The sequence below is a fragment of the Thalassospira profundimaris genome, from assembly GCF_003326755.1.
Lineage (GTDB): Bacteria > Pseudomonadota > Alphaproteobacteria > Rhodospirillales > Thalassospiraceae > Thalassospira > Thalassospira profundimaris_B.
Map to the genome: position 1 here is coordinate 235951 of NZ_JPWH01000003.1, position 26406 is coordinate 262356.

Annotated in this window: 26 protein-coding genes; 17 read left to right on the forward strand and 9 right to left on the reverse strand. The window is 51.3% G+C overall.

Translation table 11 applies throughout. The annotated features are described in order from the left end of the window. Positions 1 to 13: 13 nt before the first annotated feature. The 3 genes from recQ to TH25_RS05665 are packed head-to-tail and all read right to left on the reverse strand — an operon-like array spanning position 14 to position 3183. Positions 14 to 1867: a DNA helicase RecQ gene (recQ, locus tag TH25_RS05655; protein WP_220151353.1), complete on the reverse strand. Its 1854-nt coding sequence runs from the start codon at positions 1865 to 1867 to the stop codon at positions 14 to 16. Between the two features lie 14 nt (positions 1868 to 1881). Beyond that, positions 1882 to 2523: a uracil-DNA glycosylase gene (locus tag TH25_RS05660; RefSeq protein WP_114087451.1), complete on the reverse strand. Its 642-nt coding sequence runs from the start codon at positions 2521 to 2523 to the stop codon at positions 1882 to 1884. Positions 2524 to 2565: 42 nt separating this feature from the next. Next, the gene (locus TH25_RS05665) at positions 2566 to 3183 is read right to left on the reverse strand and encodes a LabA-like NYN domain-containing protein (RefSeq protein ID WP_114087452.1); all 618 of its coding nucleotides are present in this window, start codon (positions 3181 to 3183) and stop codon (positions 2566 to 2568) included. Between the two features lie 168 nt (positions 3184 to 3351). On the opposite strand from TH25_RS05665, the gene folK reads away from it, so the two are divergent. The 14 genes from folK to TH25_RS05735 all read left to right on the forward strand — a co-directional run bounded on the left by folK (position 3352) and on the right by TH25_RS05735 (position 16886). Then, complete coding sequence (gene folK / locus TH25_RS05670; protein ID WP_258549047.1) at positions 3352 to 3903, forward strand: 2-amino-4-hydroxy-6-hydroxymethyldihydropteridine diphosphokinase; 552 nt, start codon at positions 3352 to 3354, stop codon at positions 3901 to 3903. Positions 3904 to 4057: 154 nt separating this feature from the next. Further along, on the forward strand, positions 4058 to 4399 hold the full coding sequence (gene rpoZ / locus TH25_RS05675) for a DNA-directed RNA polymerase subunit omega (RefSeq protein WP_073954519.1): 342 nt from the start codon (positions 4058 to 4060) through the stop codon (positions 4397 to 4399). Between the two features lie 140 nt (positions 4400 to 4539). Further along, on the forward strand, positions 4540 to 6678 hold the full coding sequence (locus TH25_RS05680) for a RelA/SpoT family protein (protein WP_114087453.1): 2139 nt from the start codon (positions 4540 to 4542) through the stop codon (positions 6676 to 6678). 115 nt (positions 6679 to 6793) lie between these two features. Continuing rightward, positions 6794 to 7495 (forward strand): DUF2062 domain-containing protein, encoded by a 702-nt coding sequence (locus TH25_RS05685; protein WP_114087454.1) that lies wholly within the window; start codon positions 6794 to 6796, stop codon positions 7493 to 7495. Next, the gene (locus TH25_RS05690; RefSeq protein ID WP_114087455.1) at positions 7492 to 8241 is read left to right on the forward strand and encodes a pyridoxine 5'-phosphate synthase; all 750 of its coding nucleotides are present in this window, start codon (positions 7492 to 7494) and stop codon (positions 8239 to 8241) included. The genes TH25_RS05685 and TH25_RS05690 overlap by 4 nt, the downstream gene beginning before the upstream one ends. Continuing rightward, positions 8238 to 8633: a holo-ACP synthase gene (gene acpS / locus TH25_RS05695; RefSeq protein WP_114087456.1), complete on the forward strand. Its 396-nt coding sequence runs from the start codon at positions 8238 to 8240 to the stop codon at positions 8631 to 8633. Before TH25_RS05690 ends, acpS begins: the two co-directional genes overlap by 4 nt. Before the next feature lie 30 nt (positions 8634 to 8663). Further along, positions 8664 to 9410 (forward strand): signal peptidase I, encoded by a 747-nt coding sequence (lepB, locus tag TH25_RS05700; RefSeq protein WP_114087457.1) that lies wholly within the window; start codon positions 8664 to 8666, stop codon positions 9408 to 9410. After that, a complete protein-coding gene (gene rnc / locus TH25_RS05705; protein ID WP_114087458.1) occupies positions 9410 to 10093 on the forward strand; it encodes a ribonuclease III in 684 nt (227 codons plus the stop codon). Before lepB ends, rnc begins: the two co-directional genes overlap by 1 nt. Continuing rightward, on the forward strand, positions 10086 to 11021 hold the full coding sequence (gene era / locus TH25_RS05710) for a GTPase Era (protein WP_114087459.1): 936 nt from the start codon (positions 10086 to 10088) through the stop codon (positions 11019 to 11021). The genes rnc and era overlap by 8 nt, the downstream gene beginning before the upstream one ends. Positions 11022 to 11050: 29 nt before the next feature. Next, complete coding sequence (locus TH25_RS05715; RefSeq protein WP_114087460.1) at positions 11051 to 11281, forward strand: hypothetical protein; 231 nt, start codon at positions 11051 to 11053, stop codon at positions 11279 to 11281. Between the two features lie 187 nt (positions 11282 to 11468). Beyond that, positions 11469 to 12218: a DNA repair protein RecO gene (recO, locus tag TH25_RS05720; RefSeq protein ID WP_114087461.1), complete on the forward strand. Its 750-nt coding sequence runs from the start codon at positions 11469 to 11471 to the stop codon at positions 12216 to 12218. A gap of 228 nt (positions 12219 to 12446) precedes the next feature. Beyond that, a complete protein-coding gene (gene parC / locus TH25_RS05725) occupies positions 12447 to 14690 on the forward strand; it encodes a DNA topoisomerase IV subunit A (protein WP_114087462.1) in 2244 nt (747 codons plus the stop codon). Between the two features lie 274 nt (positions 14691 to 14964). Beyond that, positions 14965 to 15510, forward strand: coding sequence for a TRAP transporter small permease subunit (locus TH25_RS05730; protein WP_114087463.1), 546 nt, complete (start codon positions 14965 to 14967; stop codon positions 15508 to 15510). Further along, positions 15510 to 16886: a TRAP transporter large permease gene (locus tag TH25_RS05735; RefSeq protein WP_114087464.1), complete on the forward strand. Its 1377-nt coding sequence runs from the start codon at positions 15510 to 15512 to the stop codon at positions 16884 to 16886. Before TH25_RS05730 ends, TH25_RS05735 begins: the two co-directional genes overlap by 1 nt. 130 nt (positions 16887 to 17016) lie before the next feature. On the opposite strand, the gene TH25_RS05740 is transcribed toward TH25_RS05735, so the two are convergent. The 4 genes from TH25_RS05740 to motA all read right to left on the reverse strand — a co-directional run bounded on the left by TH25_RS05740 (position 17017) and on the right by motA (position 21117). Next, positions 17017 to 18111: a TRAP transporter substrate-binding protein gene (locus TH25_RS05740; protein WP_114087465.1), complete on the reverse strand. Its 1095-nt coding sequence runs from the start codon at positions 18109 to 18111 to the stop codon at positions 17017 to 17019. Positions 18112 to 18255: 144 nt separating this feature from the next. Continuing rightward, positions 18256 to 19002, reverse strand: a complete 747-nt coding sequence (locus TH25_RS05745) for an arginyltransferase (RefSeq protein WP_114087466.1) — start codon at positions 19000 to 19002, stop codon at positions 18256 to 18258. Positions 19003 to 19178: 176 nt separating this feature from the next. Further along, positions 19179 to 20198: a flagellar motor protein MotB gene (gene motB / locus TH25_RS05750; protein ID WP_114087467.1), complete on the reverse strand. Its 1020-nt coding sequence runs from the start codon at positions 20196 to 20198 to the stop codon at positions 19179 to 19181. Between the two features lie 64 nt (positions 20199 to 20262). Next, positions 20263 to 21117 carry a flagellar motor stator protein MotA gene (gene motA, locus TH25_RS05755; RefSeq protein WP_114087468.1) on the reverse strand — a complete coding sequence of 285 codons (855 nt, stop codon included), beginning with the start codon at positions 21115 to 21117 and terminating at the stop codon, positions 20263 to 20265. A gap of 248 nt (positions 21118 to 21365) precedes the next feature. Between motA and TH25_RS05760 the strand changes: the two genes are divergently transcribed. Further along, positions 21366 to 21851, forward strand: coding sequence for a flavin reductase family protein (locus TH25_RS05760; RefSeq protein ID WP_114087469.1), 486 nt, complete (start codon positions 21366 to 21368; stop codon positions 21849 to 21851). Between the two features lie 76 nt (positions 21852 to 21927). Here the strand turns inward: TH25_RS05760 and TH25_RS05765 are convergent, their stop codons facing one another. Beyond that, positions 21928 to 23148 carry a threonine ammonia-lyase gene (locus TH25_RS05765; RefSeq protein WP_114087470.1) on the reverse strand — a complete coding sequence of 407 codons (1221 nt, stop codon included), beginning with the start codon at positions 23146 to 23148 and terminating at the stop codon, positions 21928 to 21930. Between the two features lie 70 nt (positions 23149 to 23218). Here TH25_RS05765 and TH25_RS25225 point away from each other — a divergent pair, with 70 nt between their 5' ends. Then, a complete protein-coding gene (locus tag TH25_RS25225) occupies positions 23219 to 23389 on the forward strand; it encodes a hypothetical protein (protein ID WP_220151347.1) in 171 nt (56 codons plus the stop codon). 116 nt (positions 23390 to 23505) lie between these two features. Here TH25_RS25225 and TH25_RS05770 read toward each other — a convergent pair whose 3' ends face one another. After that, entirely contained in the window at positions 23506 to 24981 is a 1476-nt protein-coding gene (locus TH25_RS05770) for an aldehyde dehydrogenase family protein (RefSeq protein WP_404969416.1), read from the reverse strand. A 257-nt stretch (positions 24982 to 25238) separates the two neighbouring features. On the opposite strand from TH25_RS05770, the gene TH25_RS05775 reads away from it, so the two are divergent. Beyond that, the gene (locus TH25_RS05775; RefSeq protein ID WP_114087472.1) at positions 25239 to 26405 is read left to right on the forward strand and encodes a type III PLP-dependent enzyme; all 1167 of its coding nucleotides are present in this window, start codon (positions 25239 to 25241) and stop codon (positions 26403 to 26405) included. The last annotated feature ends 1 nt before the right edge of the window (position 26406 follow it).

Consider the following 26406-nt stretch of genomic DNA (forward strand, 5'->3'; position numbering starts at 1 on the left):
GGGTGTCGTGCGTCTATTGGCGGCCATCGGTAATATCAAGAAAGGCGAGCCCGTATTGGTCCAGCTTTTTGGCACCAACACCGTTAATCGCAGCCATTTCATTCAAGCTGCGCGGCTTGAATTTCACCATTTCGGAAAGTGTCCGGTCATTAAAAATGACATAGGGCGGTACATTTTGTTCTTGCGCCAGTTCACGTCGCAGGCGTCTTAGGGCTTCCCACATCTCGCGGTCGCTTTCATCCTCGAAAAAGGTATCAAAGTCGCGCAGGCGTTGTGTTGTGGCGCGTTTGCGCTCGCTGGTATCAAGTCGCATTTCCACAACTTTTTCGCCGCGCAACACCGGGCGGGACTCTTCGGTAAGGTAGACGCCACCGTGGCCTTCTTCATTGACCTGCAAATACCCCATTGCCAGCAACTGGCGAAAAACCGAGCGCCATTGTGGCTGGGCGATGTCTTTGCCCAATCCATAAACGGAGGTTTTGTCATGACCGTTTTGGCGGATTTTTTCGGTATTACGGCCCATTAATACTTCAATCACATGCGCCGGGCCAAATCGTTGCCCGGTGCGATAAACTGCTGACAGAGCCTTGCGTGAGGCATCGGTGGCGTCCCATGTGTCCACGGGTTCCAGGCAGGTATCGCAATTGCCACACGGTTTGGCATCACTTTCGCCAAAATAGGATAAAATAACCTGCCGACGGCATTTTGTGGTTTCAGCAAGGCCGATCAGGGCATCGAGCTTGCGTTGTTCAATGCGTTTCTGGGTATCGGGGGCATCGGACGCCGCCAGCATGCCACGGATGGAGACGATGTCTGACAGGTCGTAATTCATCCAGGCATTGGCGGGCAGCCCATCACGCCCGGCACGGCCGGTTTCCTGATAATAGGCTTCCATGCTTTTGGGGAGATTCAGATGGGCAACAAATCGCACATTTGGTTTATCGATGCCCATGCCAAAGGCGACAGTTGCACAAATGATCAGCCCCTCTTCGCGCAAAAACCGGTCCTGATGCAATTGCCGCATTTCCTGCGAAAGGCCAGCATGATAGGGCAGGGCCGAGCGACCATTATCGCTCAGCCATTGTGCAACATCTTCGGTTTTACGGCGCGACAGGCAGTAAACAATGCCCGCATCTTCGGGATGTTCACGGTTAAGAAACGATAGCAGGCGCTGTTTGCTGTTGCCCTTGGTTTCAATGCGATAGGTAATATTGGGCCGGTCAAACCCGGTCATGAAGCAGCGGGCTTCGGTGAGGTGCAGGTTTTCGGCAATGTCCTTGCGCGTGGGGGCATCCGCAGTGGCCGTCAGGGCAATGCGTGGCACATGTGGAAAGCGGGTTGGCAGAAGGTCAAGCTTGCGGTATTCCGGCCTGAAATCGTGCCCCCATTGGGATACACAATGGGCCTCGTCAATCGCAAACAGCGAAATGCTGATACGATCAAGCAGGTTCAAAAAGCGGTCCGTTGCAAAACGTTCTGGCGCGACATAAAGAAGATCAATATCCCCTTCCACCGCCCGCATCTCGACCTCTCGCGCCAGATCGGACGACAGCGTGGAATTGATATAGGCCGCCTTGATACCAAGTTGTGTCAGGGCATCAACCTGATCTTTCATCAGGGCAATTAGCGGAGACACGACGATAGCTGTCCCATGTCGGCACAGCGCGGGAATTTGATAACAAAGCGATTTCCCGCCACCGGTGGGCATCAGGACCAGTGCATCGTTACCGGTAATGACGTGATCAACAATCTCTGCTTGTGAACCGCGAAAACTGTCATAACCGAAAACGTCCTGTAGCACCTGCCGCGGTGATTTTGCAGCAGGAGGTTCCGGCGACGCCGGAAGATCAAATTCGTTAAATAACAATGGGTCAGACAATTCTAGCGGTCCAGATGGGTTCGGATGTCGGCAAAGACGTTTTCAAACATCTCCGGGGTCAGGCGATAGGTTTGGGTGTTGTAACGTGAACAGTGATAGCTATCAAATAATGTCAGGCCATTTTCCAGCTTATGCTGTGCACCGTGGACAAATTTAAACGCCGAAAGTTTGATGCCAAAGGTCTTGAGCATGGCCTGATGGGCGATTTGACCCAGGCACAAAATGCCTTTGAGGTTTTGCATCGCCTCAATTTCACTGATCAGAAATGGCCGACAGGTATTTGCTTCGGGACCTGTTGGTTTGTTTTCGGGTGGAACGCATTTGACGGCATTGGTGATACGGCAATCGATCAGTTCAAGGCCATCGTCGGGGCGCTTGTCATATGTTCCCCTGGCAAAGCCGAACTTGCCTAGTGTGGCATATAGCAGGTCGCCAGCATAATCGCCTGTAAAGGGTCGTCCTGTTGCATTTGCCCCCTTCAGGCCCGGTGCCAGCCCCACAATGAGTAAGCGGGCGGACAGAGGGCCAAAAGGACGAACAGGGCCATTGTAAAATTCCGGAAATTTGGCCTGGTTGGCATGACGGAATTCAACAAGACGCGGGCATAAGGGGCAATCTTTTGCCGGTTCTAATAATTCAGTCATAACGGACCTGAAACTGGGTATGACGGATGTGGCACGCAATGATCAATCGAAATCGATCTCGTCAAGGTTCGGGTGAACCGGATGATCGTCAATATCACCAAGGTCGGGATGATCGTCATCGCGGCGCTGTTGTACCTTGCGGGCGATGGTGCCTTCAAGTTCGGTCAATTCAATAAAATTGTCTGCCTGGCGGCGCAATTCATCGGCGACCATTGGCGGGTTTGATTTGACTGTCGAAACAACGGTAACGCGAACCCCCTTGCGCTGGACTGCATCCACCAAACGGCGGAAATCACCATCGCCGGAAAAAATCACAACATGATCAAGGTGCTGGGCCATTTCCATGACATCGATGGCAAGTTCGATATCCATATTGCCCTTGATCTTGCGGCGTCCTGCTGCGTCGGTAAATTCCTTGGTCGGTTTTGTGACCATCGTATAGCCGTTATAATCCAGCCAGTCGACAAGCGGGCGTATGGGCGAATATTCCTGATCTTCAATCAAAGCTGTATAATAAAAAGCCCGGATAAGTTGACCCTTTTGAGCAAAGAGATCCAATAAGCGTTTGTAATCAATGTCAAAACCAAGTGCACGAGCCGCTGCATACAAGTTCGAGCCATCAATAAACAGCCCGATCCGTTCCTGCGGGTAAAAAATCATTCGTAAATATCCTTAAATAGCGTTTTAAAATGAGTAATTTGCAAATGCTGACCCCTGTTTTACATCGCAAGTTCCGGCAAAGAAAGAACCAAATTGTCGTAGACAGGCAGAATGCCGTTCCGTAAACAGACGCCTTGTGTTTGAAACTGCATATAAGGTGTGTCAAAGGTGACATTTCAGCCCGAAGCGGAAATAGTTGAAAAATCGGCTGACACTGCTGTTCTGATTGCCGTTGGGGCAAATCTGCCGACCGAACGGTTTGGTCCGCCAGCGCAGGCCGTGCAGGCGGCGGTGGAAGCGCTTGGTGATCTGGCTGGCCTGGCCGTGGCTGATGTATCGTCATTCTATGAAACCGCACCTGTACCGATTTCCGATCAGCCCTGGTATGTTAATGCGATTGTTCGCGTCGAGACAACATTACCGCCACATGATCTTTTGGCACATTTGCACGAAATTGAGGCGGGTTTTGGCCGGGTGCGCATTATGAGGAACGAGGCGCGGGTTCTTGACCTTGATCTTGTGGCTTATGGTCGTGTTCAGGTTCGTGATGACGGGGGGCTGGTTGTACCACATCCACGATTGCAGGATCGCGCCTTTGTTCTGTTGCCGTTGCGCGACGTCGCGCCAGACTGGGTGCATCCGGTTTTGAATAAAACGGTGATCGAACTTATTGATGAATTGCCAGACGGGCAGGAAATCCGCCGGATCGACAACGACTGATCCGCTCAGAGACACATATCGCCATAAACATATCGCCATAAAGAGCAGGATGATTGAAAAAATCACCTGAGCTGCTGTGGTTTGGTGTTGCAACATATATCCTGCGGTCTTATAAAGACCGGTCTGGATACCTATTCTTTTGCTGGAGAAATTTATGGCGCGCGTTACCGTCGAAGATTGCGTTGACAAGATTCCCAATCGCTTCGAGCTCGTGATGCTGGCAGCTCAGCGTGCACGCAACATTTCGGCAGGGGCAGAACTGACCGTTGACCGTGACAACGACAAAAACCCTGTTGTTGCCCTGCGCGAAATTGCCGAAGTCACCGTTAATTTTGATGATCTTCGCAATGGCATGATTCAGGGACTTCAACGTCATGTTGAAACCGAAGAGCCCGAAGACGTTGAAGACGAATTTGGTCCCAAGCTGATGGCTGAGGCAATTGAAGAGTTTGCCCCGATTGCAGCAGCCTCCGCACCTTCGGAAGAAGATGAATAATCTTTCCTAGTGCATTGAAAATCATGATTTAATAAAAAAGAGCTGCGGATTTCTATTCCGTGGCTTTTTTTTGTGCCATTTGTACTATCTTCTATATATGTGCTTGTCTGATTGAGAACCGGGATGGGAGTCGATCCTGAATGATGCGTCAATATGAACTGGTAGAACGGGTAAAGGCTTATGATGCAGATGCACGTGAGGCATTGCTCAATAAGGCCTATGTATATGCTACCCAGAAACACGGTTCTCAAAAACGGGCCAATGGCGACCCGTATTTTTCGCATCCGATTGAAGTTGCCGGTATTCTGACGAACTATAAGCTGGACTGTGACACGATTATTACGGCGCTGTTGCATGACACCATCGAAGACACGGATGCAACGCCAGAAGAAATCAACAAGCTATTTGGTCCCAAAATCCTCAAGCTGGTGGATGGTGTTACCAAGCTGACCCAGATTGAGTTGAAATCTGCTGATTCCAAACAGGCCGAGAACTTGCGCAAGCTGTTGCTGGCGATGTCGGAAGATATTCGAGTTCTGTTGGTCAAGCTGGCCGACCGTCTGCATAATATGCGCACCCTGCATTATATTTCCAAACCCGAAAAACGTGCGAGAATTGCCGCCGAAACCCTTGATATTTATGCGCCTTTGGCTGAGCGCATCGGCATGCACGACATCAAGGAAGAATTGCAGGAACTGGCCTTTCACCATCTGAATGCAGAGGCCCGCAATTCGATTATTTCCCGCCTGGAAACTCTTCGGCATAAAGACGACAATGTTGTTGCGCGCATCGTCAAGGAACTTGAAGAGGTCATCTCAACAGACGGTCCGGCTGTCCAGATTTATGGCCGGGAGAAAAGCCCGTATTCGATCTGGCAGAAAATGCAGCGCAAAAACATCACCTTTGGTGAGCTTTCTGACATCATGGCATTTCGGGTCATGGTGGATACCATGCCACAATGTTACGAGGTTCTGGGATATTTGCATGCGGCCTATAAGGTGGTGCCGGGTCGCTTCAAGGACTATATCTCCACACCCAAACCCAACGGTTATCGTTCCATTCATACAACCGTCATCGGCCCCGAGAACCATCGCATTGAAGTGCAAATCAGAACGCATGAAATGCACGAAGTCAATGAGCTCGGCGTTGCTGCGCACTGGGCTTATAAACAGGGTGGTGGTCCGGAAAAAGAAGGGCCGCAATATCGCTGGTTGCGTGATCTTCTGGATATTATGGAGCATGCTTCCGAACCGGAAGAGTTCTTGGAGCACACCAAGCTGGCGATGTTTCAGGACCAGGTTTTCTGTTTCTCGCCCAAGGGAGATGTGATTGCCCTGCCAACGGGCGGTACGCCGGTTGACTTTGCCTATATGATCCATACCCATATCGGCGATACCTGTGTTGGCGCCAAGGTCAATGGGGCGATGGTTCCGTTGCGCACGCAGCTTAACAACGGCGATCAGGTCGAGATTGTCACCTCGAAGGCACAAACCCCCAATCCAACCTGGGAACGGTTTGTTGTTACCGGTAAGGCCAGGGCGCGGATCCGTCGCTTTATCCGCCAGCAGCAGGAAGACCAGTATCGTGACCTGGGCAAGGCGATTGTGCAAAAAGCGTTTCGCCAGGCGGGATACGAATATTCGGAAAAGGGCCTGGAAGGCGTTTTGAAGATATTCAAGCAACCTTCTGTTGATGCGCTGGTTGCTGCTGTTGGTGCAGGCCATATTACGGGCCGGGAAGTGACCAATGCAGTGTTCCCTGGCACCAAGGATACGCAAACCACGCGTAAATTTGCGCCGACTGATGGTAAAAATAGCCGTAAGCGTGATCATGCCATTCCGTTAAAGGGCCTGATCCCCGGGATGGCGGTTCATTATGCCGGTTGTTGCCACCCGCTGCCGGGAGATCGGATTGTGGGTATTGTCACCACAGGCAAGGGGGTGACAATCCATACCATTGATTGCGAAACACTGGAGACTTTTGCAGACCAACCCGAACGCTGGCTTGATGTTGGTTGGGACAATGGTGGCGAGCCGGAGCATTTTGTCGGTCGTTTGGGGCTGACGGTATCGCATGAATCGGGCGCGCTATCCGCCATTACCAGCGTCATAGCCAAAAATCATGGCAACATTACCAACCTGAGGTTTGTCAGCCGTACTGTCGATTTTTTTGAAATGCTGATTGATATTGATGTTGTAGATGTCAAACATCTTACCAATATCATAGCTGCCCTGCGGGCAACACCGGTTGTCAATACAGTGGAGCGTGCGCGTGGTTGACGGGAAATATTCAGACACTGGTGCTATTTTCTTGCCAACACGGCTTTCTGCACTTACCCATAGCGGCGCGGGATTTTTTCCGTTCCCTCCTATCATGTCATTTGTCTGACACCGTATGTTCCAGCGTCGCATAAAACCAAGTTACTTTGAACGTATTCGTGGGCTGTTATGGCCGCGGGCCGGATGGCGTCGTTCATCGCGTTATTTCGCCCACCGAGTCGCCCGGTTGCCGGGAACGCCCTATAGCATTGCGTCGGGTTTTGCGATTGGTGCGGCAGTCTCCTTTACGCCTTTCATCGGGTTTCATTTTGTCCTGTCGGCATTGTTCAGTTTTATCCTGCGTGCCAATCTGGTGGCGTCGCTTTTGGGCACCATTGTTGGCAATCCCTGGACATTTCCCTTTATCTGGCTCTGGCTGTATCACAGCGGGCTATGGATTTTGGGCAGTGACCCGTCGGTTCAGGGCGTGCATTTCAATATGGCCGTGCTGTGGGATTTCACGGTTGAAGGGGTTAGCTATATTGGCCGCGGACTGATTTTCGGAATATGGAATGCGGCCGAACAGGCGGATCTGGCCCGGTTATGGTCGAGTATTGTCGATATTATCTGGCCGATGATTGTGGGCTGTATCCCGACGGTTATTGTCATTTGGTTACTGTTTTACTTTCCTGTCTATCGTGCGGTTGTTATGTATCGTCATAAACGTATTTTGCGCCGTATGAAAATTCACGAGAAACGGGCCTTGAAACCTGTTCTTGAAACGGCAAAACGTACATTGCTTCAGGATAAAGCAAGCCAGCAGGACGATACGAAATGAGCAACGCATTACGTTTGGGTGTAAATATCGACCACGTCGCCACGATACGGAATGCGCGGGGCGGCGTGCATCCTGACCCGGTGAGGGCGGCGAAAATTGTTGCGGCGGCAGGAGCGGACGGAATTACCGCGCATCTGCGTGAAGATCGCCGCCATATTTCTGATCGGGATATGGAGCGTCTGCGTGGCGAAATCGACTTGCCCCTGAATTTTGAAATGGCGGCAACCGATGAAATGCTGGAAATTGTGCTTAAAACGCGCCCGCATGCTGCCTGTATCGTGCCGGAAAAACGCGAGGAACGTACCACCGAAGGTGGCCTTGATGCGGCTGGACAACACAATCATTTAAAACGGTTTGTTTCGGAACTGGGAAATGCCGGTATCCGCGTATCCCTGTTTATCGAAGCATCGAAGACGCAGCTTGATGCTGCGCTATCGCTTGGCGCACCGGTTGTTGAAATTCATACCGGTGCCTATTGCGATGCAACCGGGGATGAAAGGGCACGTGAACTTGCCCGCATTACCGAGGCCGTAAAATACGGGGCCGCGCAGGGGCTTGAAATTCACGCAGGTCATGGCCTTTCCTTTGATACGGTTTCACCGATTGCATGTTTGCCCGAAATTCGCGAACTCAATATCGGTCATTTTCTGATCGGTGAGGCGATATTTACGGGTCTTGAAGGCAGTATTGCTGAAATGCGTCGTCTGATGGATGAAGCACGGGGAAAACCGGGTTCTGACCAATGATTATTGGCATTGGAACGGATTTGTGCGATATCCGGCGTATTGAAAAAACCCTGACCCGGTTCGGGGACCGGTTTTTGCGTCGTGTCTATAGCGATGCCGAAATCGCCCGGGCAGTTCGGCGGCCTGAACGGATGGCATCTTCTCTGGCTATGGCATTTGCGGCCAAGGAAGCATGTTCCAAGGCGCTGGGGACGGGGTTTCGCCGTGGTGTGCATCATCGTACAATGGGGGTTGTTCACCAACCTAGCGGCAAACCGGATATGGTGTTGATTAACGGGGCAAAAAATCGCCTTGATGAGTTGACACCAAAGGGGAAAATCGCCTCTGTGCATGTCACACTGACGGATGAATACCCGATGGCGAATGCTGTTGTTGTGATTTCGGCAGACTGAATTTTGATTTGAAAAAGGGTTGAACCCTGGATGGAAAAGTTAGTGCAGAAGAAAAAGCCGGGTGGCCTTTTTGATACTCTTAAGACCGTTTTCTGGGCAATTGTCATTGCTTTGTTGGTAAGAACCTTTGCATACGAGCCGTTTAACATTCCATCCGGCTCGATGATTCCAACCTTGCTGGTTGGGGATTACTTGTTTGTTTCCAAATATTCTTATGGCTATTCAAAGCATAGCCTGCCGTTCAGCCTGCCGCTTATTCCCGGTCGTATTTTTGCAACCCAACCCAAACGCGGCGACGTGATTGTCTTCAAGTTGCCCGCCGATCCCTCCCAGGATTATATCAAACGCGTGATCGGGCTTCCGGGCGATACGGTGCAGGTCAAGCAGGGGCGTCTTTATATCAATAACAAAATTGTCGAGCGGGAACGCATAGAAGATTATATTCTGACGGATGGGAATGGTCAGGCTATTGCGGTGCCGCAATATCTGGAAACCCTGCCTGGTGGTAAAGTTCACCGCATCCTTGAAATATTTGGTGACAAGGGCCCGGCTGACAATACCGAGCCTTATACGGTTCCCGACGGGCATTATTTCATGATGGGCGACAATCGGGATAATTCTGCTGATAGCCGCGCTTTCCCGGCGCGTTATCGCTTTGTTCCGTTTGAAAACCTGGTGGGCCGGGCCGAATTCCTGTTCTATTCCAAGGATAGCAGTCAGCCAATCTACGATTTGGGCAGCATTCGTTTTGATCGATTGTTTAAGGGAGTAAACTGATGACCGACATGGCGCCTTTGATGCGACATATCGATCATGAATTTGCCAAACCGGACCTGTTGCGTGTGGCACTAACCCATCGTAGTGCCGCAAAAGGCAAAGATGCCCTAAGCGGCGGGAATGAAAGACTGGAATTTCTGGGCGACCGTGTCCTGGGGCTGGTAATTGCCGAAATGCTCTATACCCGTTTTGGCCGCGAGCGCGAGGGCGCAATGGCCAAACGGTTCGTTGCTTTGGTACGTCGGGAAACGCTGGCAAGAATTGCCATTGATCTTGATCTGGGCAATTATATTCAGATGGCAAAGGGCGAACGGGCTGCTGGTGCCGGGGGCAATCCGGCCATTTTGTCTGATTGCATGGAGGCCGTGATTGCGGCTTTGTATCTTGATGGTGGTTTGGAACCGGCACGCGCCTTTATTGAAAGGTTGTGGCAACCCTTGCTTGATGAGGCCCCAAAACCGCCGCAGGATGCAAAAACACAATTGCAGGAAGCATTGCAAGGGCAGGGCAAGCCACTACCTGTTTACGAGATGGTCGGGCGGGAAGGTCCGGCTCATGCGCCGGTATTTACCATAGAGCTGACGACCAGCGATGGTCATTCCGTTCGTGCCGAGGGTAAGTCAAAACGTGAAGCCGAACAGACTGCTGCAAAACGAATGTTGGATGAATTGAACCATGAATGAGGTTCCAGCCTCGATGCCTGACCAGAATGACGCCCTGCACCGTTGTGGCTTTGTCGCCCTTGTCGGCGCGCCGAATGCCGGTAAGTCCACATTGCTTAATCAGCTTGTGGGAACCAAGGTGTCCATCGTCTCGCCAAAAGTGCAAACCACACGCTCGCGTGTGCGCGGCATCGTCATGGCGGAAGATGCGCAGATCGTTTTTATAGATACGCCCGGTATTTTCCAGCCCAAGCGCCGTTTGGACCGTGCAATGGTCAAGGCTGCATGGGGCGGGGCGGACGATGCCGATTTGATTGTTCTCGTGATTGATGCGCAACAGGGTATTAACGATGATGTGCGTCTGATCATCGACAACCTCAAGAAGCAGAACCGAAAGGCGATCCTGCTTTTGAACAAGATCGACAAAGTGCGCGACAAGGAAAAACTGTTGCACCTCTCAGGCGAACTGTTTGGCGAGGAAATTTTTACCGATGTCTTCATGATTTCGGCAAAGAAGGGGTCTGGAACCCAGGATTTCATCAATTTCCTGGCCGCTAAAATGCCCAACGGGCCCTGGATGTTCCCGGAAGACGACGTTTCCGACATGCCTTTGCGCTTGCTGGCCGCCGAAATTACCCGAGAAAAGCTGTATTATCAGCTACAGCAGGAATTGCCGTATTCGGCCACCGTTGAAACCGAGCTGTGGGAAGAACGCAAGGACGGGTCGGTCAAGCTTGAACAGACGATTTTTGTTGAACGGGAAGGTCAGAAAGCCATTATTCTGGGCAAAAGTGGCAAACGGATCAAGATGCTGGGGACCGATGCCCGCAAGGATCTGGAAGCCATTTTTGAACGGCGGGTGCATTTGTATCTGTTTGTCAAAGTACGCGAAAATTGGGGCGATGACCCAAATCGTCTGGCAATTTGGGGGCTGGATCACAACGCATGACGCGTAAATAGCGCAAAACAGGAGTGGGCATGGAAACCAATCAGTTTTGGGGTATGGTTTTGATTGTTGTGGGCGCTGCCGTCGCCCTGATCATTGCCATGAAATCGCGTCGCCCGTTCCGCTATCGTCATGATGGCAGTGATTTAAAGCGCAATCAGAATTTTCTTGGCAAACCCTTGAATATGCTGGTTTTGGTTATTGCCGTTGTCATTTTCATTCTCGGGTTGTTGTGGCGCAATCCGGCAACGCGGCCGTTTTGAGATGTCCGACAACCGGCATAATTCCGATCCGGATGAACCGCTTAAAAGCTTGTCTGAACTGACGGGTTGGCGTCGTTATCTCTTGCTGGCGGTCGCGGTCATCGTTTTTGTCTCTGTTGTGATAGGCATGGCCTTTCACCTGATCCGGTTTGTTATGGTTTCCGGTTATTGAATCTCGGGGGATCGTGTGAACTGGCGTGATGACGCGATTGTGCTTTCGACCCGTAAGATGGGCGAAAATTCCGTCCGGTTAACGGTGCTGTCACGCGATTATGGTCGTTATGCGGGTATGGTCCGCGGGGCATCTGGAAAATCCCTGCGCGGTGCGCTTGAAACCGGCAATCTTATTCGCGTAACCTGGTCCGCCCGCCTGTCAGAGCATCTGGGCCAGTTCAAATGTGAACTGCTGCAATCCCATATTGTTGATTTCCTCGCGCTGCCCGGGCCGTTGCTGGCATTGTCCTCGGCCTGTGCACTGCTTGAAGTTGCTTTGCCCGAACGTGTGGCGCAAACGTCTTTATTCAAGGGGACGCTGGGTCTTATTGATGCCCTGAAAACCGAGTATTGGAGACCTGCCTATTTGCGCTGGGAGATCGGTTTTCTTCAGGAACTGGGGTATGGTCTTGATCTTTCCTGTTGCGCTGTAACAGGTAAAGCCCTGGATCTGCATTTCGTTTCGCCGAAAAGTGGTCGGGCTGTATCCTTGGCGGAAGGAACACCCTTTTCGGACCGTCTTTTGCCTTTGCCAGCCTTTTTGGCCGGACAGGCGGCCTCGGAGCCTGCCAAACAGGTCCCGCTTGAGGAGCAATATAACCAGGCCATCAGACTATCGGGCTTTTTTATTCATCGGGATTTATTTGAGGCAAAAGGTGTTAAACCCGTTGCCGCCCGTGACAGATTGGCATCCATGATTTGGCAACAGGGACGCGTGGGCTGATTGTGTGAGAAGGGAAGTTGCGACATCGCAAGTTTATCTTTGGCAACGGGTGAAGGGATAATTTTCGTCTGAAGATACAAAAACAAAATTAAAAGCACACTTTTGCCCCTGTCATCTGTTGACCAGACCCGCCCTGAAAGTAGTATGGTGCGGCGCGGCCCGATGTGATCATCATCAATAGGCTGACAAATTTGACTTCAACCTGTTCCGGATTAAGAAAAACATTTCATGAGCACAAAATCCTCCGACCCGGGCAATGCCGGGCAGATCAGGGAAACCCGCCTTGCGGATGCGCTAAGCGAACGGTATTTGGCCTATGCAATGTCGACCATCATGTCGCGTTCGCTGCCTGATGTTCGTGATGGATTAAAACCGGTCCACCGTCGGCTGCTTTATGCAATGCGGCAATTGAAACTTAATCCTGAACAGGGTTTCAAAAAATGCGCCCGTGTCGTTGGTGACGTCATTGGTAAATACCACCCGCATGGCGACCAGTCGGTTTATGATGCGCTGGTACGTTTGGCGCAGGATTTTGCGGTGCGCTATCCGCTGGTCGACGGGCAGGGGAACTTTGGCAATATTGACGGCGATAACGCCGCTGCCATGCGTTACACCGAAGCGCGCATGACGGCCGTTGCTGCCGTGCTGATGGAAGGTCTTGACGAAGACGCGATTGATTTTCGCCCGACTTATGACGGCGAAGACCAGGAACCCATTGTTATGCCAGCCGCATTTCCCAATTTGCTGGCCAATGGTGCGGCCGGGATCGCCGTGGGGATGGCAACCAATATTCCGCCTCATAACGTTGACGAACTCTGTTCTGGCCTGATCAAGCTGATCGATAATCCTGAAACATCGATTGCCGAACTGGTGCGCTGTGTTCCAGGGCCGGATTTCCCGACCGGTGGTGTGCTGGTGGAACCACGGGAAAATATCCTCGAGGCGTATGCCACAGGTCGCGGATCATTTCGTTTGCGTGCGAAATGGGAAGTCGAAAAGATGACTCATGGTCTGTATCAGATCGTGATCACCGAAATTCCCTATCAGGTGCAAAAGGCCAAACTGGTCGAAAAAATTGCCGATCTGATGTTTGCCAAAAAATTGCCGCTCCTAAATGATGTGCGCGATGAATCAACCGATCAGATCCGGCTCGTGTTTGAACCGCGTTCCCGCGCGGTTGAACCCGAACATCTGATGGAAATGCTGTTTAAAAATACCGAACTTGAAATTCGGTTTGGTTTGAACCTGAACGTTCTGGATGCAGACAATACGCCACGCGTGATGAATTTGCGCGAAGTTCTGCGGGCGTTTTTGGCGCACCGTCAGGAAGTGCTGGTTCGTCGTTCGCAGCATCGCCTTGAAAAGATCAACCATCGCCTGGAAGTGCTTGATGGTTATCTGATTGCCTATCTGAACCTTGATGAAGTCATTCGGATCATCCGTTTTGAGGACGAACCGAAAACCGAACTGATGAAGGCCTTTGGTCTTACTGAGGTGCAGGCGGATGCCATTTTGAATATGCGTTTGCGCTCGTTACGCAAACTTGAAGAAATGGAAATCAAAAACGAACATTCCAAACTGAGCGAAGAAAAAGCCGGTCTGGAAGCTTTGCTGGCCAGTGAAGAGCTGCGCTGGAGCCGTATTCGCGAAGAGGTTGAGCAAACCCGCGAAAAATTTGGCAAGAAAACCACGCTTGGCAAACGACGCACTGAAATTGGCGATGCGCCGCAGGAGATTGATGTTCCGCTTGAAGCCCTGATTGAACGTGAACCGATCACGGTCATATGCTCGCGCATGGGGTGGATCCGTGCGCTGAAGGGCCACATAACGGATATTTCCGACCTGAAGTTCAAGGATGGCGACGAAAGCCGTTTTGCGATCAAGGCGTTCACCACCGACAAGCTGTTGATCATGAGCTCGGCTGGCCGTTGTTATACGCTGGGATGCGACAGGTTGCCTGGTGGCCGAGGTCATGGTGAGCCGATCCGCCTGTCGATTGATCTGCCGCAGGAACATGACATCGTGTCGATGAATGTGCATCGCCCCGATGGCAAATTGCTGGTGGCATCTTCGGCCGGGCGTGGTTTCCTGGTTGCGGAAAGCGACGTTATGGCACAAACCAAAAATGGCAAGCAGGTTTTGAATCTTGGCAAAGATGAAACCGCTTTGATCTTTTTGCCTGTCGATAAAGACCATGTTGCCGTACTGGGTGAAAACCGCAAATTGCTGATTTTCCCGGTCGAAGAAATTCCGGAAATGACGCGCGGTCGCGGGGTTATTTTGCAAAAATATCGCCAGGGTGGCCTTGCTGACCTGAAACTGTTCAATATCGAGGATGGTCTGACCTGGACAATGGGTGGCAGCGAAGGGCGGACCCGTACCGTTACTGAATTAACGGAATGGATCGGCAAGCGGGCCGGGGCCGGTCGGTTGCCGCCTAATGGTTTTCCGCGTTCCAATCGCTTTGAATGATGCGATGTCACATTGACTGGCCTGAACCTGAAGTCTGTTTGTGCAGGCTTCAGGTTTTTGTTTGGCGGGAGTGACCGATGGATAAAGAAAATCCGACCATTTGGTTCCACCTTGAACAGATTTTCATCGTGCCGTTTTTTTGATTTTTAAAAGTTAACGAGACCAAAAGTCGCAAAAAACATGGTGTTTTAGGCTATATATTTGTAACTTTGCTCCGCCGGGGACCGGGAAAGACGGAAACCAGCGACAAGAGATTTCGGGTGAGGGAGGAAACATGTATTTTTTGGCACGTTTTGTGCGGCTGATTGACAGTCTCAATGACGCGATCGGCCGTGGCGTGGCGTGGCTGACCATTCCGTTGGTGGTAATCACCTTTCTCGTCGCAACATTGCGCTACGGGTTTTCGGTTGGCTGGGTCTCAATGCAGGAAAGCTATTTATGGCTTTACGGCATTATTTTTATGTTGGGTGCTGGCTACACGTTGCTGCATGGCGGGCATGTTCGGGTCGATGTTTTTTATCGCCCGGCATCTGCGCGCTATAAGGCATGGGTGGATTTGATCGGCACGGTTTTTCTGCTTTTACCCGTCTTGGTTCTGGTCTTCATTTATAGTTATCCCTATGTGATCACCAGTTGGAAACGGCTTGAAGGTTCTCAGGAAACCGGGGGCCTGCCGGGTCTGTTCTTATTTAAATCAGTGATTCTAGTATTTTGCGTCCTGATGGGGCTTCAGGGGCTTTCTCTGGCGGCTCGCAGTATTTTGGTGCTGACAGGCCATCGTGAATTTGAAACCAACGAAGAAGAGCACGAGGGCGTTTGATGTCGGGGGAAGTATTAAGCCTTTTAATGTTTGCAGTGGCGTGTGGCGTCCTGCTGTTTGGTTTTCCGGTGGCGTTTTCGCTCGGTGGTACAGGTCTGGCATTTGCCCTGATCGGCCATTCAATGGGCGTCTTCGACATGCCATTGTTGGGCTCGCTACCGTCGCGCTATTTCGGGGTGATGAGCAACGAACTTTATGTCGCCATTCCGTTATTCGTCTTCATGGGCGTGATGCTTGAACGTGCCCGTATTGCCGAAAAACTGCTGCTGACAATGGGCCTGCTGTTTGGCAAGCGTCGTGCCGGTTTGGGTATTTCGGTGGTTATTGTTGGCATGTTGCTGGCTGCATCGACCGGTATTGTCGGGGCGACGGTTGTGACGATGGGGCTGCTGAGCTTGCCTGCGATGCAAAAGGCAGGTTATAGCCCGCGTCTTTCGACCGGTGTTATTTGCGCATCGGGCACCTTGGGGCAGATTATTCCGCCGTCTATCGTTCTGGTGTTGCTGGGCGATATTTTGCAGGGTGCTTATGCCGAAGCCCAGCGTTCGCTGGGCAATTGGGCACCGGAACCTGTTTCCGTAATTGACCTGTTTGTCGGGGCGTTTATTCCCGGCATGTTGCTTGTTGGAATGTATATTGGCTGGGTGATTATCCAGTCCTTTATTGATCCCAAATCGGCACCCGCCCTGGTGGAAGACAAACGCCCCGAAGGCCTGTTGGGTGAAGTCATGCGCGCATTGGTGCCGCCGGCATTGCTGATTGTCGCTGTTCTTGGTTCGATCCTGACCGGGATTGCCACACCGACTGAATCGGCAGCATTTGGCAGTGTGGGCTCCATGATTTTGGCCGCATGTTACCGTCGGCTTGATCTCGCCGTTTTGCGCCATGTCATGAGCCAAACGGTGCAAATCAGCTCGATGGTCTTTATCATTTTGCTGGGTGCCTCGATCTTCTCGCTGGTGTTCCGGGGACTTGGTGGGGATCATCTGGTCGAGGAACTGCTCCATAACATGCCCGGTGGCCTGTTCGGTGCAATGCTGGTTGTTATGACCCTGATGTTCGTCATGGGTTTTTTCCTCGACTTCATCGAGATCGTGTTTGTGGTGGTGCCGATTGTCGGGCCGATCTTGCTGAAAATGGATATCAGTCCGGTTTGGTTGGGCATCATGATTGCCATCAACCTGCAGACCAGCTTTTTGACACCGCCCTTCGGTTTTGCCCTGTTTTATCTGCGCGGTGTTGCGCCGCCCTCGATTAAGACATGGGATATTTATCGCGGTATTGTTCCCTTTGTTCTGATCCAGGTCCTTGCCCTTGTCTTGTTGGCAATGTTCCCGGAACTGGCAACCTGGCTTCCCAAGGTGTTGCTAAATTAAGCATGTCAGATGCTGATATATAATGATCAGGGTCGGTTATCCGGCCCTTTTCTCTATATCGGGCATAAAAGAAGGGCCGACACGATGTGTCGGCCCCCAAAGCATATCGATCAGATAATTCGATCGTCGATCAGTATTTGAAGGGCAGGGTACGTGCCTGCATGAAGGCCAGTTCAGAATATTTGGCCCAGGAAGCGGCCTGTTCGCGAAAGGCAACAAGGCTGTCAAATACTTCCTGTGACAGCGGGTCTGATGCGACCAGATCACGCAGTACTTTGCCCGACAGATTCCCAAGATTGGTCAGAATATCATCGGAGAAAGGACGAACATCAACATTGTGTTTTTCTTGTAGGGTCTTGAGCGCCTGGTTGTTGCGGGCGACAAATTCCGACAGAACCATCTGGTTGGTGGCACGGTTTGCCTGTTCGACAATGGCTTTAAGATCATCGGGCAGGTCATTCCAGGCACTGAGATTAATGAAGTTTTCAAGCGTTGTGGCCGGTTCGTGCCAGCCGGGATAATAATAATATTTGGCAGATTTATAGAGACCGAATGCCAGATCATTATAGGGACCAACCCATTCAGTGGCATCAATGGCCCCGGATTGCAGGGCAGGTGGAATTTCGCCACCTGGCAGATTAACCACATTGCCACCCGCTGCCTGAATGACTTCGCCGCCCAGGCCAGGAATACGCATTTTCAGACCTTTAAAGTCGTCAATGGTATTCATTTCCTTGTTAAACCAGCCCCCCATTTGCGTCCCGGTATTGCCGGACGGGAAGAATTTGCAATTCAGCTTTGCATAGATTTTGTCAGCAATTTCCTGTCCGCCCCCGTATTGAAACCAGGCATTCTGTTCCTGTGCGGTTAGCCCAAAGGGCATGGCGGCAAGATATTGCGCGGCGGCTACTTTGCCTTTCCAGTAATAAGGGGCCCCGTGGCCCATTTCCACCGTACCATTACCTACGGCATCGATGGCCTCAAAGGCTGGAACGATTTCGCCCGCGCCGTAAACGGTGACTTTCATCCTGCCGTCAGATGCCTTGTTAATATATTCCGCAAGCAGGTTTGCACCTGTGCCAAGGCCGGGAAAGTTCTTTGGCCAGGTTGTTACCATCCGCCATTCACGGATATTTTGGGCGATTGCAGGTTTGGGAAATGCAGATGCAACAGCAGCACTGGCACCGGCAAGAGCGGCACCACTCAGGAATTGACGACGTTTCATTGTTTGTAGCCTCCCAGCAAACAAGAACTAATTTCTTCTTCTACAAAGCGTTTTCCTCGCCCTGTGGTGAAAGATTATAGTCGTTATGGATAGGAGGCAACTGCCGATCAGCACCTTGGGTTAAACTTTGGCTGATTATTTCGATTAATCGGAGGGATTTGCATCTTCATCCGGGGTATGCTGAACCCATTGCCCTTCCCGAAAATATTCCAGGGGTTTAAAGCGTGTCTTGTAGGACATTTTGCGGCAGTCACGAACCCAGTAGCCGAGATAGACAAAGGGCAAGTTCATTCGTGCTGCTTCGGCGACCAGATCAAGAACGATATAAGTGCCGAGACTTCTGCGCTCTTCCCTGGGATCAAAGAAGCTATAGACGGCAGAAAGCCCATCGGAAAGCCCATCCACCAGCGCAACCGCAATGAGCCGGTTATCGGCGTTTCGATATTCAAAGATGGAGGTTTCAACCGTCGTATCCTCCATCATCGCCCGATAATCCCGGGCATCCATACGGGCCATGTCGCCATCGCCGTGGCGGGCGGCCTGATAATCGGAAAACAGGCGGAATTGTTCCTGGGTAGCCGATGCTGCAAATATTTGCCGTGTCAGATCCGCATTTGTCGCGCGGTTTCGGCGGAAATTTCTGCTGTCTTTGAAATCTTTGGCGTTTACCCGAACGGGAATGCAGGCATCACATTCCGAGCATGCCGGCAAATAGGCAATCGAATGACTGCGCCGGAAGCCGGCACGCGATAACACATTATGGATATTGTTGGCCTCGGGACCACGAAGTTCCGTCACCAGTTTGCGCTCAAACCGGCCCGGCAAATAGGGGCAGGGCATGGGGGCCGTAATGAAATAATGTTGTGTCTGACGACGCTGGTTGACCGTCATGGCGAATGGATGTCCGTGCCTTTGAGATTTACCTTATTAAACTAGTGTAGTTATCCGGAGGCAAACTTTAAAGTCGCTGTTGAATAATATGTTACGGCAGAGACGACCTTAAAGGTGGCAAATCCCTGCAGAATACACTTTCTCCGTTATCCGCGGCGATGATCTTTACGGATCAATCAGTTGCGTGAGGGAACAGAAAATGTCGGTCTGCGAACCGGGGCATCGGGATCAATCGCCGGGGTCTCTGTATTGTTATCACGGTCGCGTGGGGCAAACAGGCTGGATTGCGGTGCTGCATCATCTGTTTTTTGTGTGTCATCCGGTTTTTCTGGTTGTTTTCCGGTGCCGCGCAAAAGTGTAATGCTGATACGCCGGTTGCGCTCGTCTTTGGGGTCATCCTTAATGAATGGAACCGTATCGGCCACACCCGAAACTTTGCCAAACCGGTCGTCAGGCAAACCATCCGATTGTAATTCCCGACGGGTGGCCAAGGCACGATCTGCTGAAAGTTCCCAGTTGCTGTAGGTTCCATCAGAATGCGAATAGGGGACTGAATCGGTATGGCCTTCGATCGCGATTTTTTGCGGCATGTCTTTGATGGCGGTTGCGACCTGTTTCAGAAGCAGGCGTGTGTGGTCGCGCAAGTCGGCACTTCCGCTGGGGAACATCGATGTACCATCTTTGTCGATAATCTGAATACGCAGGCCTTCATCCGTTTGTTCAACCAACAGGTTTTTTGACAACTCCTTAAGTTCCGGAGACTTTTCCATTGCCTCCTTCAAATCCTGGGCGGCCTTGTCAAACTCCTTTTTCTCGTTGGCCGCAGCTTCCCTGGCCGCTTTCTCAGCGTCGGTTTCCCCTTTGGCCTGGTTTTGGACCGTTGTTGCATCAGGGGTTGGCGGAATATCCATCTGAATGACCGGGGCGCCGTTTTCTGAACGCATTGTGCCTGAATCAGCCAGTTTGGTGCCAGCCAGCAGTCCGCCAGCACCCGATTCACTTTGCGAGATTGATTCCGGTGCGAAATAGTTTGAAATGCCCTTTAGCTGTTCGTCTGTCGAACTGCCAAGCAACCAAAGTAACAGGAAGAAAGCCATCATGGCCGTGACAAAGTCAGCATAGGCAACTTTCCACGATCCGCCGTGATGGCCGCCATGTCCGCCTTTTTTGACTTTTTTTATTACGATATCGGGCATTTCAGACTGTTAATCCTGGCACAAAAGCAAGCATCACCTTAGGGCATAAATAGGTTATTCAGGGTTAAACACTTGGTGCATTCTGAATGGCGTCATCAAGTTCCTTGAAGCTGGGACGAATTTCCGGAGGCAGAATTTTGCGGGCGAATTCGACGGAAACCTGCGGGGCATAGCCCTGCATATGACCGATCAGGGCTGCTTTCATGCAAACATAGAACTTGGCATCCTGTTCAAGTGTTTTTTTGATAATGGCCGATGTCGGGCCCACAAAACCGTAGGATGCCAAAATACCCAGGAATGTCCCGACAAGTGCGGCACCAATCATTTCGCCAAGGATTTCAGGGGGTTCCGTAACCGATCCCATTGTGTTGATAACCCCCAGCACGGCGGCCACGATACCAAGGCCGGGCAGGGCGTCGCCAACCGCCTGAATGGCATCTGGCACCACGTTGTCTTCTTCGTGATGGGCTTCAAGTTCCTGGTCAATAACGGCTTCAAGTTCATAGGCATTTGTGGTGCCAAGGGTTAACAGACGAAGATAGTCACACAAAAATTCAAGTGCATGATGGTCCGCCGTGACGCCGGGAAAGTTGTTAAACAGGGCCGAACTTTCGGGGTTTTCAACGTGACTTTCAAGGGCAAGGTCGCCTTTGGATTTTGCCAGCCGAAAGACCGCATAAAGACACACAAGAAGTTCCAGATAGGCTGGCTTCTTTTTGGCCCCCTTCATCGCGCGAATGGTATAGGAAACGCTGCGCTTGAGAACGCTCATCGGGTTGGCGATCAGGAACGTACCGAAAGCTGCGCCGAAGATGATGACGATTTCAAAGGGCTGTATGAGGACGCTGAACTTGCCGTGCGGTAGGTATCCCCCCAGGACTGCGCCAATCACAATCACATAGCCAATGATTAGAAACATCTAATACCCCTTGTGCCTGCAAACAGGGTGGTCTTGTCCATGCAGGTAAAACATTCTTCAAACGTTACGATGAGCCTTTGTACAAAAGTCTTATCAGCTATGATACAATTAGTTGGTTTTGTTAATAACATACTGTTTGCAAATCGTTTTATGTCAGTATTTGACAGTTTTTAAATTTGTCGCCATTTTCCTGTGGCTTCACGCAAATTTTGCCTTACGCATCGAACAATGAAAGCTGTAATTTGAATATGTCCTTCTCGTCACGTCATTTCCGGGATTGCCTTGGCCAGTTTGCGACTGGTGTTGCCGTTGTCACCAGCCGTGATACGGATGGACAGAAGGTCGGGATTACGATCAATTCGTTTTCTTCTGTATCGCTGGAGCCACCACTGGTGCTGTTTTCCGTCGCGCGCAGTGCGGCGACGCATGATGTTTTTACAGGTGACGTGAAGCATTTTTGCATCAATGTTTTGCGCAATTCGCAGAAAGAACTGGCCGAACGCTTTGCTGCGCCGATTGATGATCGCTGGGAAGACACCCGTTTTACAGATAATGGTCACGGTATGCCGGTTTTGTTAGGGAACATTTCGACTTTTTCCTGTGTTCGACATGCCATCCACGATGGCGGGGATCACAGCATCATTGTCGGGCAGGTCAATGCTGTTGAACTGGGAGAAACCGGTGATCCTTTGTTGTATTACGGCGGTGCCTATGCCCGCCTGGACCGGGACTGACATATTTCCGATCTCACTAAAAAAGGGGCGTACCGCTAAAACTCCCGATGCGCTACGCCCTGCGGTGATTGGGCGATCAATCCAGCGAGGTGTTACCCAGCAAACGTCCGCCATATCCATTTTCTTTCAGGTAATCGACAACCTGCAGGGCATGTGTTGTGTCGCGTACCTCAAGGACCATATCAACATCGGTCTGTTTTGCCGGAATATCATAAAAATATCGTTGATGATAAACTTCGATGATGTTGGCCTCGGCATTGCCGATAAGGGTGCTGATACGTGCCAGCGCGCCAGGCACGTCAGGAATTTCGATACGAATACGGACCAACCGGCCCTCGCGCGCCATACCGCGCATCAAAACCTGTGCCAAAAGGCGACTGTCAATATTGCCACCGCTGATGATCAGGCAAACCTTTTTGCCGCTAAACCGTTCGGGGTGATCAAGCAGGGCGGCAAGAGGGGCTGCACCGGCCCCTTCGACAACGGTTTTTTCAATTTCAATCAGCATCTGGATGGCCCGTTCGATAGCAGATTCTTCTACCAACAGAACGTCATCAAGCAATTCCCGACAGATTTCCAGGGTTTTGCCACCGGGTTGTTTAACAGCAATGCCTTCGGCAATGGTGACGCCACCGCCGGAAAATTCCTTGTCGTGTATGCCTTCATACATTGATGGATACAGTCTGGTTTCAACGCCAATAACATCAATATCGGGCCGCCGTGCCTTGATGGCAGTTGCAATACCGGATGCCAGCCCTCCACCGCCAACCGGAACGATGACGGTGTCAAAATCAGCACCGTCATTCAAAATTTCCAGACCAACGGTCCCCTGACCTGCAATAATATGTTCGTCATCAAAGGGGTGAACAAATGTAAGGCCGCGTTCTTGCTGAATTTCCTGTGCTGCCTGCATGGAGTCGGCCAGAACCGCCCCCTTGAGGACTACTTCCGCACCATGCGAACGAGTATGGCGTACCTTGGTGTAAGGGGTGTTTTCCGGCATAACGATGGTGGCGGGAATGCCAAGGCGTTTGGCATTATAGGCAACACCTTGCGCATGGTTGCCAGCAGATACGGCAATAACACCGCAGGCGCGTTCTTCAGGTGTCAGGCTGGCCAGTTTGACATAGGCGCCACGTTCCTTGAAGGATGCGGTATATTGCAGGTTTTCAAGCTTCAGATAAACATCCGCCTGGCAAATTTTTGACAGCGTTTGTGATTTTACCAGTGGTGTTCGGGCAACGATGCCTTCAAGCAGGCGGGAGGCGCGGACAATATCATGATAGGAAACAGTCATTTCCAGACTCCTTGACGTTCTGCCTGTCATCACGGCAGTAACTGCAAATGTGAATGTAGGGATTGGATTGATGAATACACCAGACCTGTCATCCGCAGATGACAGGGTTCACATTCGCCGAATGGAAATGGCGCAAATAATTGGCATCATGTCAGCCACGCCTGCAAAACAGGTGAGGGAACAGGGCGACAGTTTGGTGTCGGAACCATTAGACATGAGCCAGATACTTTCAGAACTTTAAGCGCGAATAAACGCACTTTTACGGATCGGACAGTCGAGGTCAAGGGAACATGGAAAAAATCCGGGTTGCATATTTCGCAATGCAACCCGGTGGGAAAATAACTGGCGGTTTTTCCCTTATTCCATGTTCAGGATAATGGTTTTCTTGTGGGTAAAGTGCTCCAGCATGCTTTCAAGCGATGCCTCACGCCCCAACCCAGAGAGTTTGATGCCACCATAGGAAAGGTTGGGCTGAACCACGAGGTTCTGGTTGACCTGTACAAAGCCGGCCTCAAGGCGCTTGGTCGCAACCAGGGCTGTTTTAAGGTTGGTTGTCCAGACAGTTGCCGCCAGGCCAAAGTCACTATCATTTGCAAGTTCAAGGGCTTCTTCAAAAGTCTTGAACTTGAACACGCAGGCGACCGGGCCAAAGATTTCCTCACGGGCAATGCGGGAATCTGGTTTAACATCGGTGAAAATCACCGGGCGGACATATTGGCCGTCTGCCAGTTCCGGATCATCGGGCAGGGCGCTTAATTCATGTTTTGTGGCACCTTCCTCGCTGCCGAGTTCAATATATTTGCACACTTTGGCACGCTGTTTGGCGTTAATGATGGTGCCAATATCGGTGCTTTCATCAAGCGGGTTGCCCATTTTTAGGGCATTGACGCGGTCTTTCAGGCGGCTGACAAATTCGTCATGCAGTTTTTCATGCACCAGGATGCGCGATGATGCCGTGCAGCTTTGCCCCTGGCGGGTAAACCGCATGCCACCAATGGCCCCGGCAACGGCCTTTTCAAGGTCGGCATCATCCATCACAATCATCGGTGATTTACCGCCCAGTTCCAGCGTTACCGGAATCAATTTTTCCGCTGCGGCGCGGTAAACAGTACGGCCGGTTTCAACGGACCCGGTAAAGGAAACCTTCTTGACATCCTTGTGTTCGACAAGTGGACCACCACAGCCAGGACCAAAGCCGGAAAGGATATTCAACACCCCTTTGGGCAAAATCTGCTGCATGATCTGGCACACGCGAAGCACGGTAAAGGGCGTATCTTCGGCCGATTTTACGACAACGCTGTTACCGGCAACGAGGGCTGGCGCGACTTTGATCGCCATTAGCAAAAGTGGCACGTTCCAGGGAATGATCGCCCCAACAACGCCCACTGGTTCGCGGGTGGTCATTGTCATCATATTCGGGTTGAAAGGGACAGTTTCACCCTTCAGTTCCGATGCCAGGCCACCATAAAACACGAACATGTCAGCCAATACTGATGCTTCAACCCGGCTTTCCGTGCGCAGGGCCTTGCCTGATTCAAGCGCGATCAGTTTGCCCAGTTCATCGACATGCTGGTTAAGAACGCGACCGCATTCCGCAACAAGTTTACCGCGTTCGCGGGCAGGGCGCTCCGCCCAGGATTTTTGGGCCGCTTTGGCAACCATTACAGCGTGATCAACATCATCCTTGTCGCCTTCCGCCGCCTGGCCGATCGATTTGCCGGTCGCGGGGTTTAACACATCAAATGTTTTGCCGTTAACCGGCGCAACAAATTCACCATCAATAAGATGAACGCCAGATAACGATTTCGCCAGAACGAATGGGTCCAATTCCATTTCAACAGGCACACAAGCCTCCCTGATTTTACCCGTCATCTAAGATGCCATTACAGCGTAACGGATTAACTGGTTATTCGGTATTGTTTTACCAAATTAAAGGGAGGGTCGAATTATTGCAACCCTTTTGCCGCTGTTGCGCCATGACATTTTGCCGCTTGCTTGCTAGGGTACCCGGTATTGATAAATTTGCCGGAACAGCCTGTTGTTACTGGCGTTTAGCTTTAAATCACTTTTTGGAATGTTCGGAGCCAGCGATGCCACGCCATTTTGATACGACTTATGACGTCGTCAAGGAACTCAAACCGTCTTATCCGGTTTATTGTTTGCGCCCGGACATATTGCGCGACACAGCTAGTCGTTTTGTTGAAATGTTTCCGGGCAAAGTAATGTATGCGGTGAAATGCAACCCGCATCCTGAAATTATGCGGTATTTGCATGAAGGAGGGGTGCGCCATTTTGATACGGCATCTCCCGATGAAATTGCGCTGGTTCGGCGCCAGTTTCCCGGAATGGACGCTTATTTCATGCACCCCGTCAAAAGCCGGGATGCCATTCGTAGTGCACATCGCGTCTTTGGCATTCGCCATTTCGTGATCGATACCGAAGACGAACTTGACAAGATTCGTCGCGAGACGGATGAAGACCCGGATTTGGTGATCCATGTGCGTCTGGCAACACCGCCTGCTGGCGCTGCTTATAACCTGTCGGCAAAATTTGGTGCCCGTCCGATGACAGCGGCAGAACTCCTCAAGAAAGTGGACGGATATGGATATAAGTCCGGGCTTTGCTTCCATGTTGGGTCACAATGCACCAGTCCGAATGGCTATCGTATTGCCATCGAGCTGATCCGACAGGTGATTGATTTTTCGGGCGTGAAAATTCATTCCATCGATGTCGGTGGTGGCTTCCCGGGACAATATATGAACCAGCGCGGCCCGGGCCTTGAGGTTTTTATGGATGAAATCAAGGATTGCATTCGCTGGCTTGATATGCCCGATATTACCTTTATGTGTGAACCGGGGCGTGCCCTGGTTTCAAGTGGGGTTTCGCTGGTTACGCAAATTCAATTGCGCAAGGAAGATCAGCTTTTCATTAATGATGGTATTTATGGCAGCCTGTCCGAGGCGGTGACGGGGAATTTGCGCTATCCGGTCCGTCCCATGCGTATCGGCGGGGATTTCGACCCCGAAGAAACTCTGGAATTCACCATTTATGGACCGACCTGCGATAACATGGATGTTTTACCACAAACGGTGACTTTGCCTGCTGATATTCGCGAAGGGGACTGGATCGAATTTGGCCATATCGGCGCCTATTCCAATGCGCTGGCAACCCATTTTAACGGCTTCTTCCCGGAATTACTGGTCACAGTCGGGGAAGCTTTCCCTTACATTGACGGCGAGTTTCCCCAGGTTGGTTAAT

Coding starts and splice junctions, on each gene's coding strand:
- TH25_RS05730 (WP_114087463.1), top strand. CDS start 14,965: ATGTATTTTTTGGCACGTTTTGTGCGGCTGATTGACAGTCTCAATGAC.
- TH25_RS25225 (WP_220151347.1), top strand. CDS start 23,219: ATGAATACACCAGACCTGTCATCCGCAGATGACAGGGTTCACATTCGC.
- TH25_RS05765 (WP_114087470.1), bottom strand. CDS start 23,148: ATGACTGTTTCCTATCATGATATTGTCCGCGCCTCCCGCCTGCTTGAA.
- era (WP_114087459.1), top strand. CDS start 10,086: ATGAATGAGGTTCCAGCCTCGATGCCTGACCAGAATGACGCCCTGCAC.
- TH25_RS05745 (WP_114087466.1), bottom strand. CDS start 19,002: ATGACGGTCAACCAGCGTCGTCAGACACAACATTATTTCATTACGGCC.
- TH25_RS05740 (WP_114087465.1), bottom strand. CDS start 18,111: ATGAAACGTCGTCAATTCCTGAGTGGTGCCGCTCTTGCCGGTGCCAGT.
- TH25_RS05665 (WP_114087452.1), bottom strand. CDS start 3,183: ATGATTTTTTACCCGCAGGAACGGATCGGGCTGTTTATTGATGGCTCG.
- TH25_RS05770 (WP_404969416.1), bottom strand. CDS start 24,981: ATGGAATTGGACCCATTCGTTCTGGCGAAATCGTTATCTGGCGTTCAT.
- TH25_RS05685 (WP_114087454.1), top strand. CDS start 6,794: ATGTTCCAGCGTCGCATAAAACCAAGTTACTTTGAACGTATTCGTGGG.
- TH25_RS05715 (WP_114087460.1), top strand. CDS start 11,051: ATGGAAACCAATCAGTTTTGGGGTATGGTTTTGATTGTTGTGGGCGCT.
- TH25_RS05735 (WP_114087464.1), top strand. CDS start 15,510: ATGTCGGGGGAAGTATTAAGCCTTTTAATGTTTGCAGTGGCGTGTGGC.
- rpoZ (WP_073954519.1), top strand. CDS start 4,058: ATGGCGCGCGTTACCGTCGAAGATTGCGTTGACAAGATTCCCAATCGC.
- acpS (WP_114087456.1), top strand. CDS start 8,238: ATGATTATTGGCATTGGAACGGATTTGTGCGATATCCGGCGTATTGAA.
- TH25_RS05775 (WP_114087472.1), top strand. CDS start 25,239: ATGCCACGCCATTTTGATACGACTTATGACGTCGTCAAGGAACTCAAA.
- TH25_RS05760 (WP_114087469.1), top strand. CDS start 21,366: ATGTCCTTCTCGTCACGTCATTTCCGGGATTGCCTTGGCCAGTTTGCG.
- lepB (WP_114087457.1), top strand. CDS start 8,664: ATGGAAAAGTTAGTGCAGAAGAAAAAGCCGGGTGGCCTTTTTGATACT.
- rnc (WP_114087458.1), top strand. CDS start 9,410: ATGACCGACATGGCGCCTTTGATGCGACATATCGATCATGAATTTGCC.
- motB (WP_114087467.1), bottom strand. CDS start 20,198: ATGCCCGATATCGTAATAAAAAAAGTCAAAAAAGGCGGACATGGCGGC.
- parC (WP_114087462.1), top strand. CDS start 12,447: ATGAGCACAAAATCCTCCGACCCGGGCAATGCCGGGCAGATCAGGGAA.
- motA (WP_114087468.1), bottom strand. CDS start 21,117: ATGTTTCTAATCATTGGCTATGTGATTGTGATTGGCGCAGTCCTGGGG.
- TH25_RS05660 (WP_114087451.1), bottom strand. CDS start 2,523: ATGACTGAATTATTAGAACCGGCAAAAGATTGCCCCTTATGCCCGCGT.
- TH25_RS05690 (WP_114087455.1), top strand. CDS start 7,492: ATGAGCAACGCATTACGTTTGGGTGTAAATATCGACCACGTCGCCACG.
- TH25_RS05680 (WP_114087453.1), top strand. CDS start 4,540: ATGATGCGTCAATATGAACTGGTAGAACGGGTAAAGGCTTATGATGCA.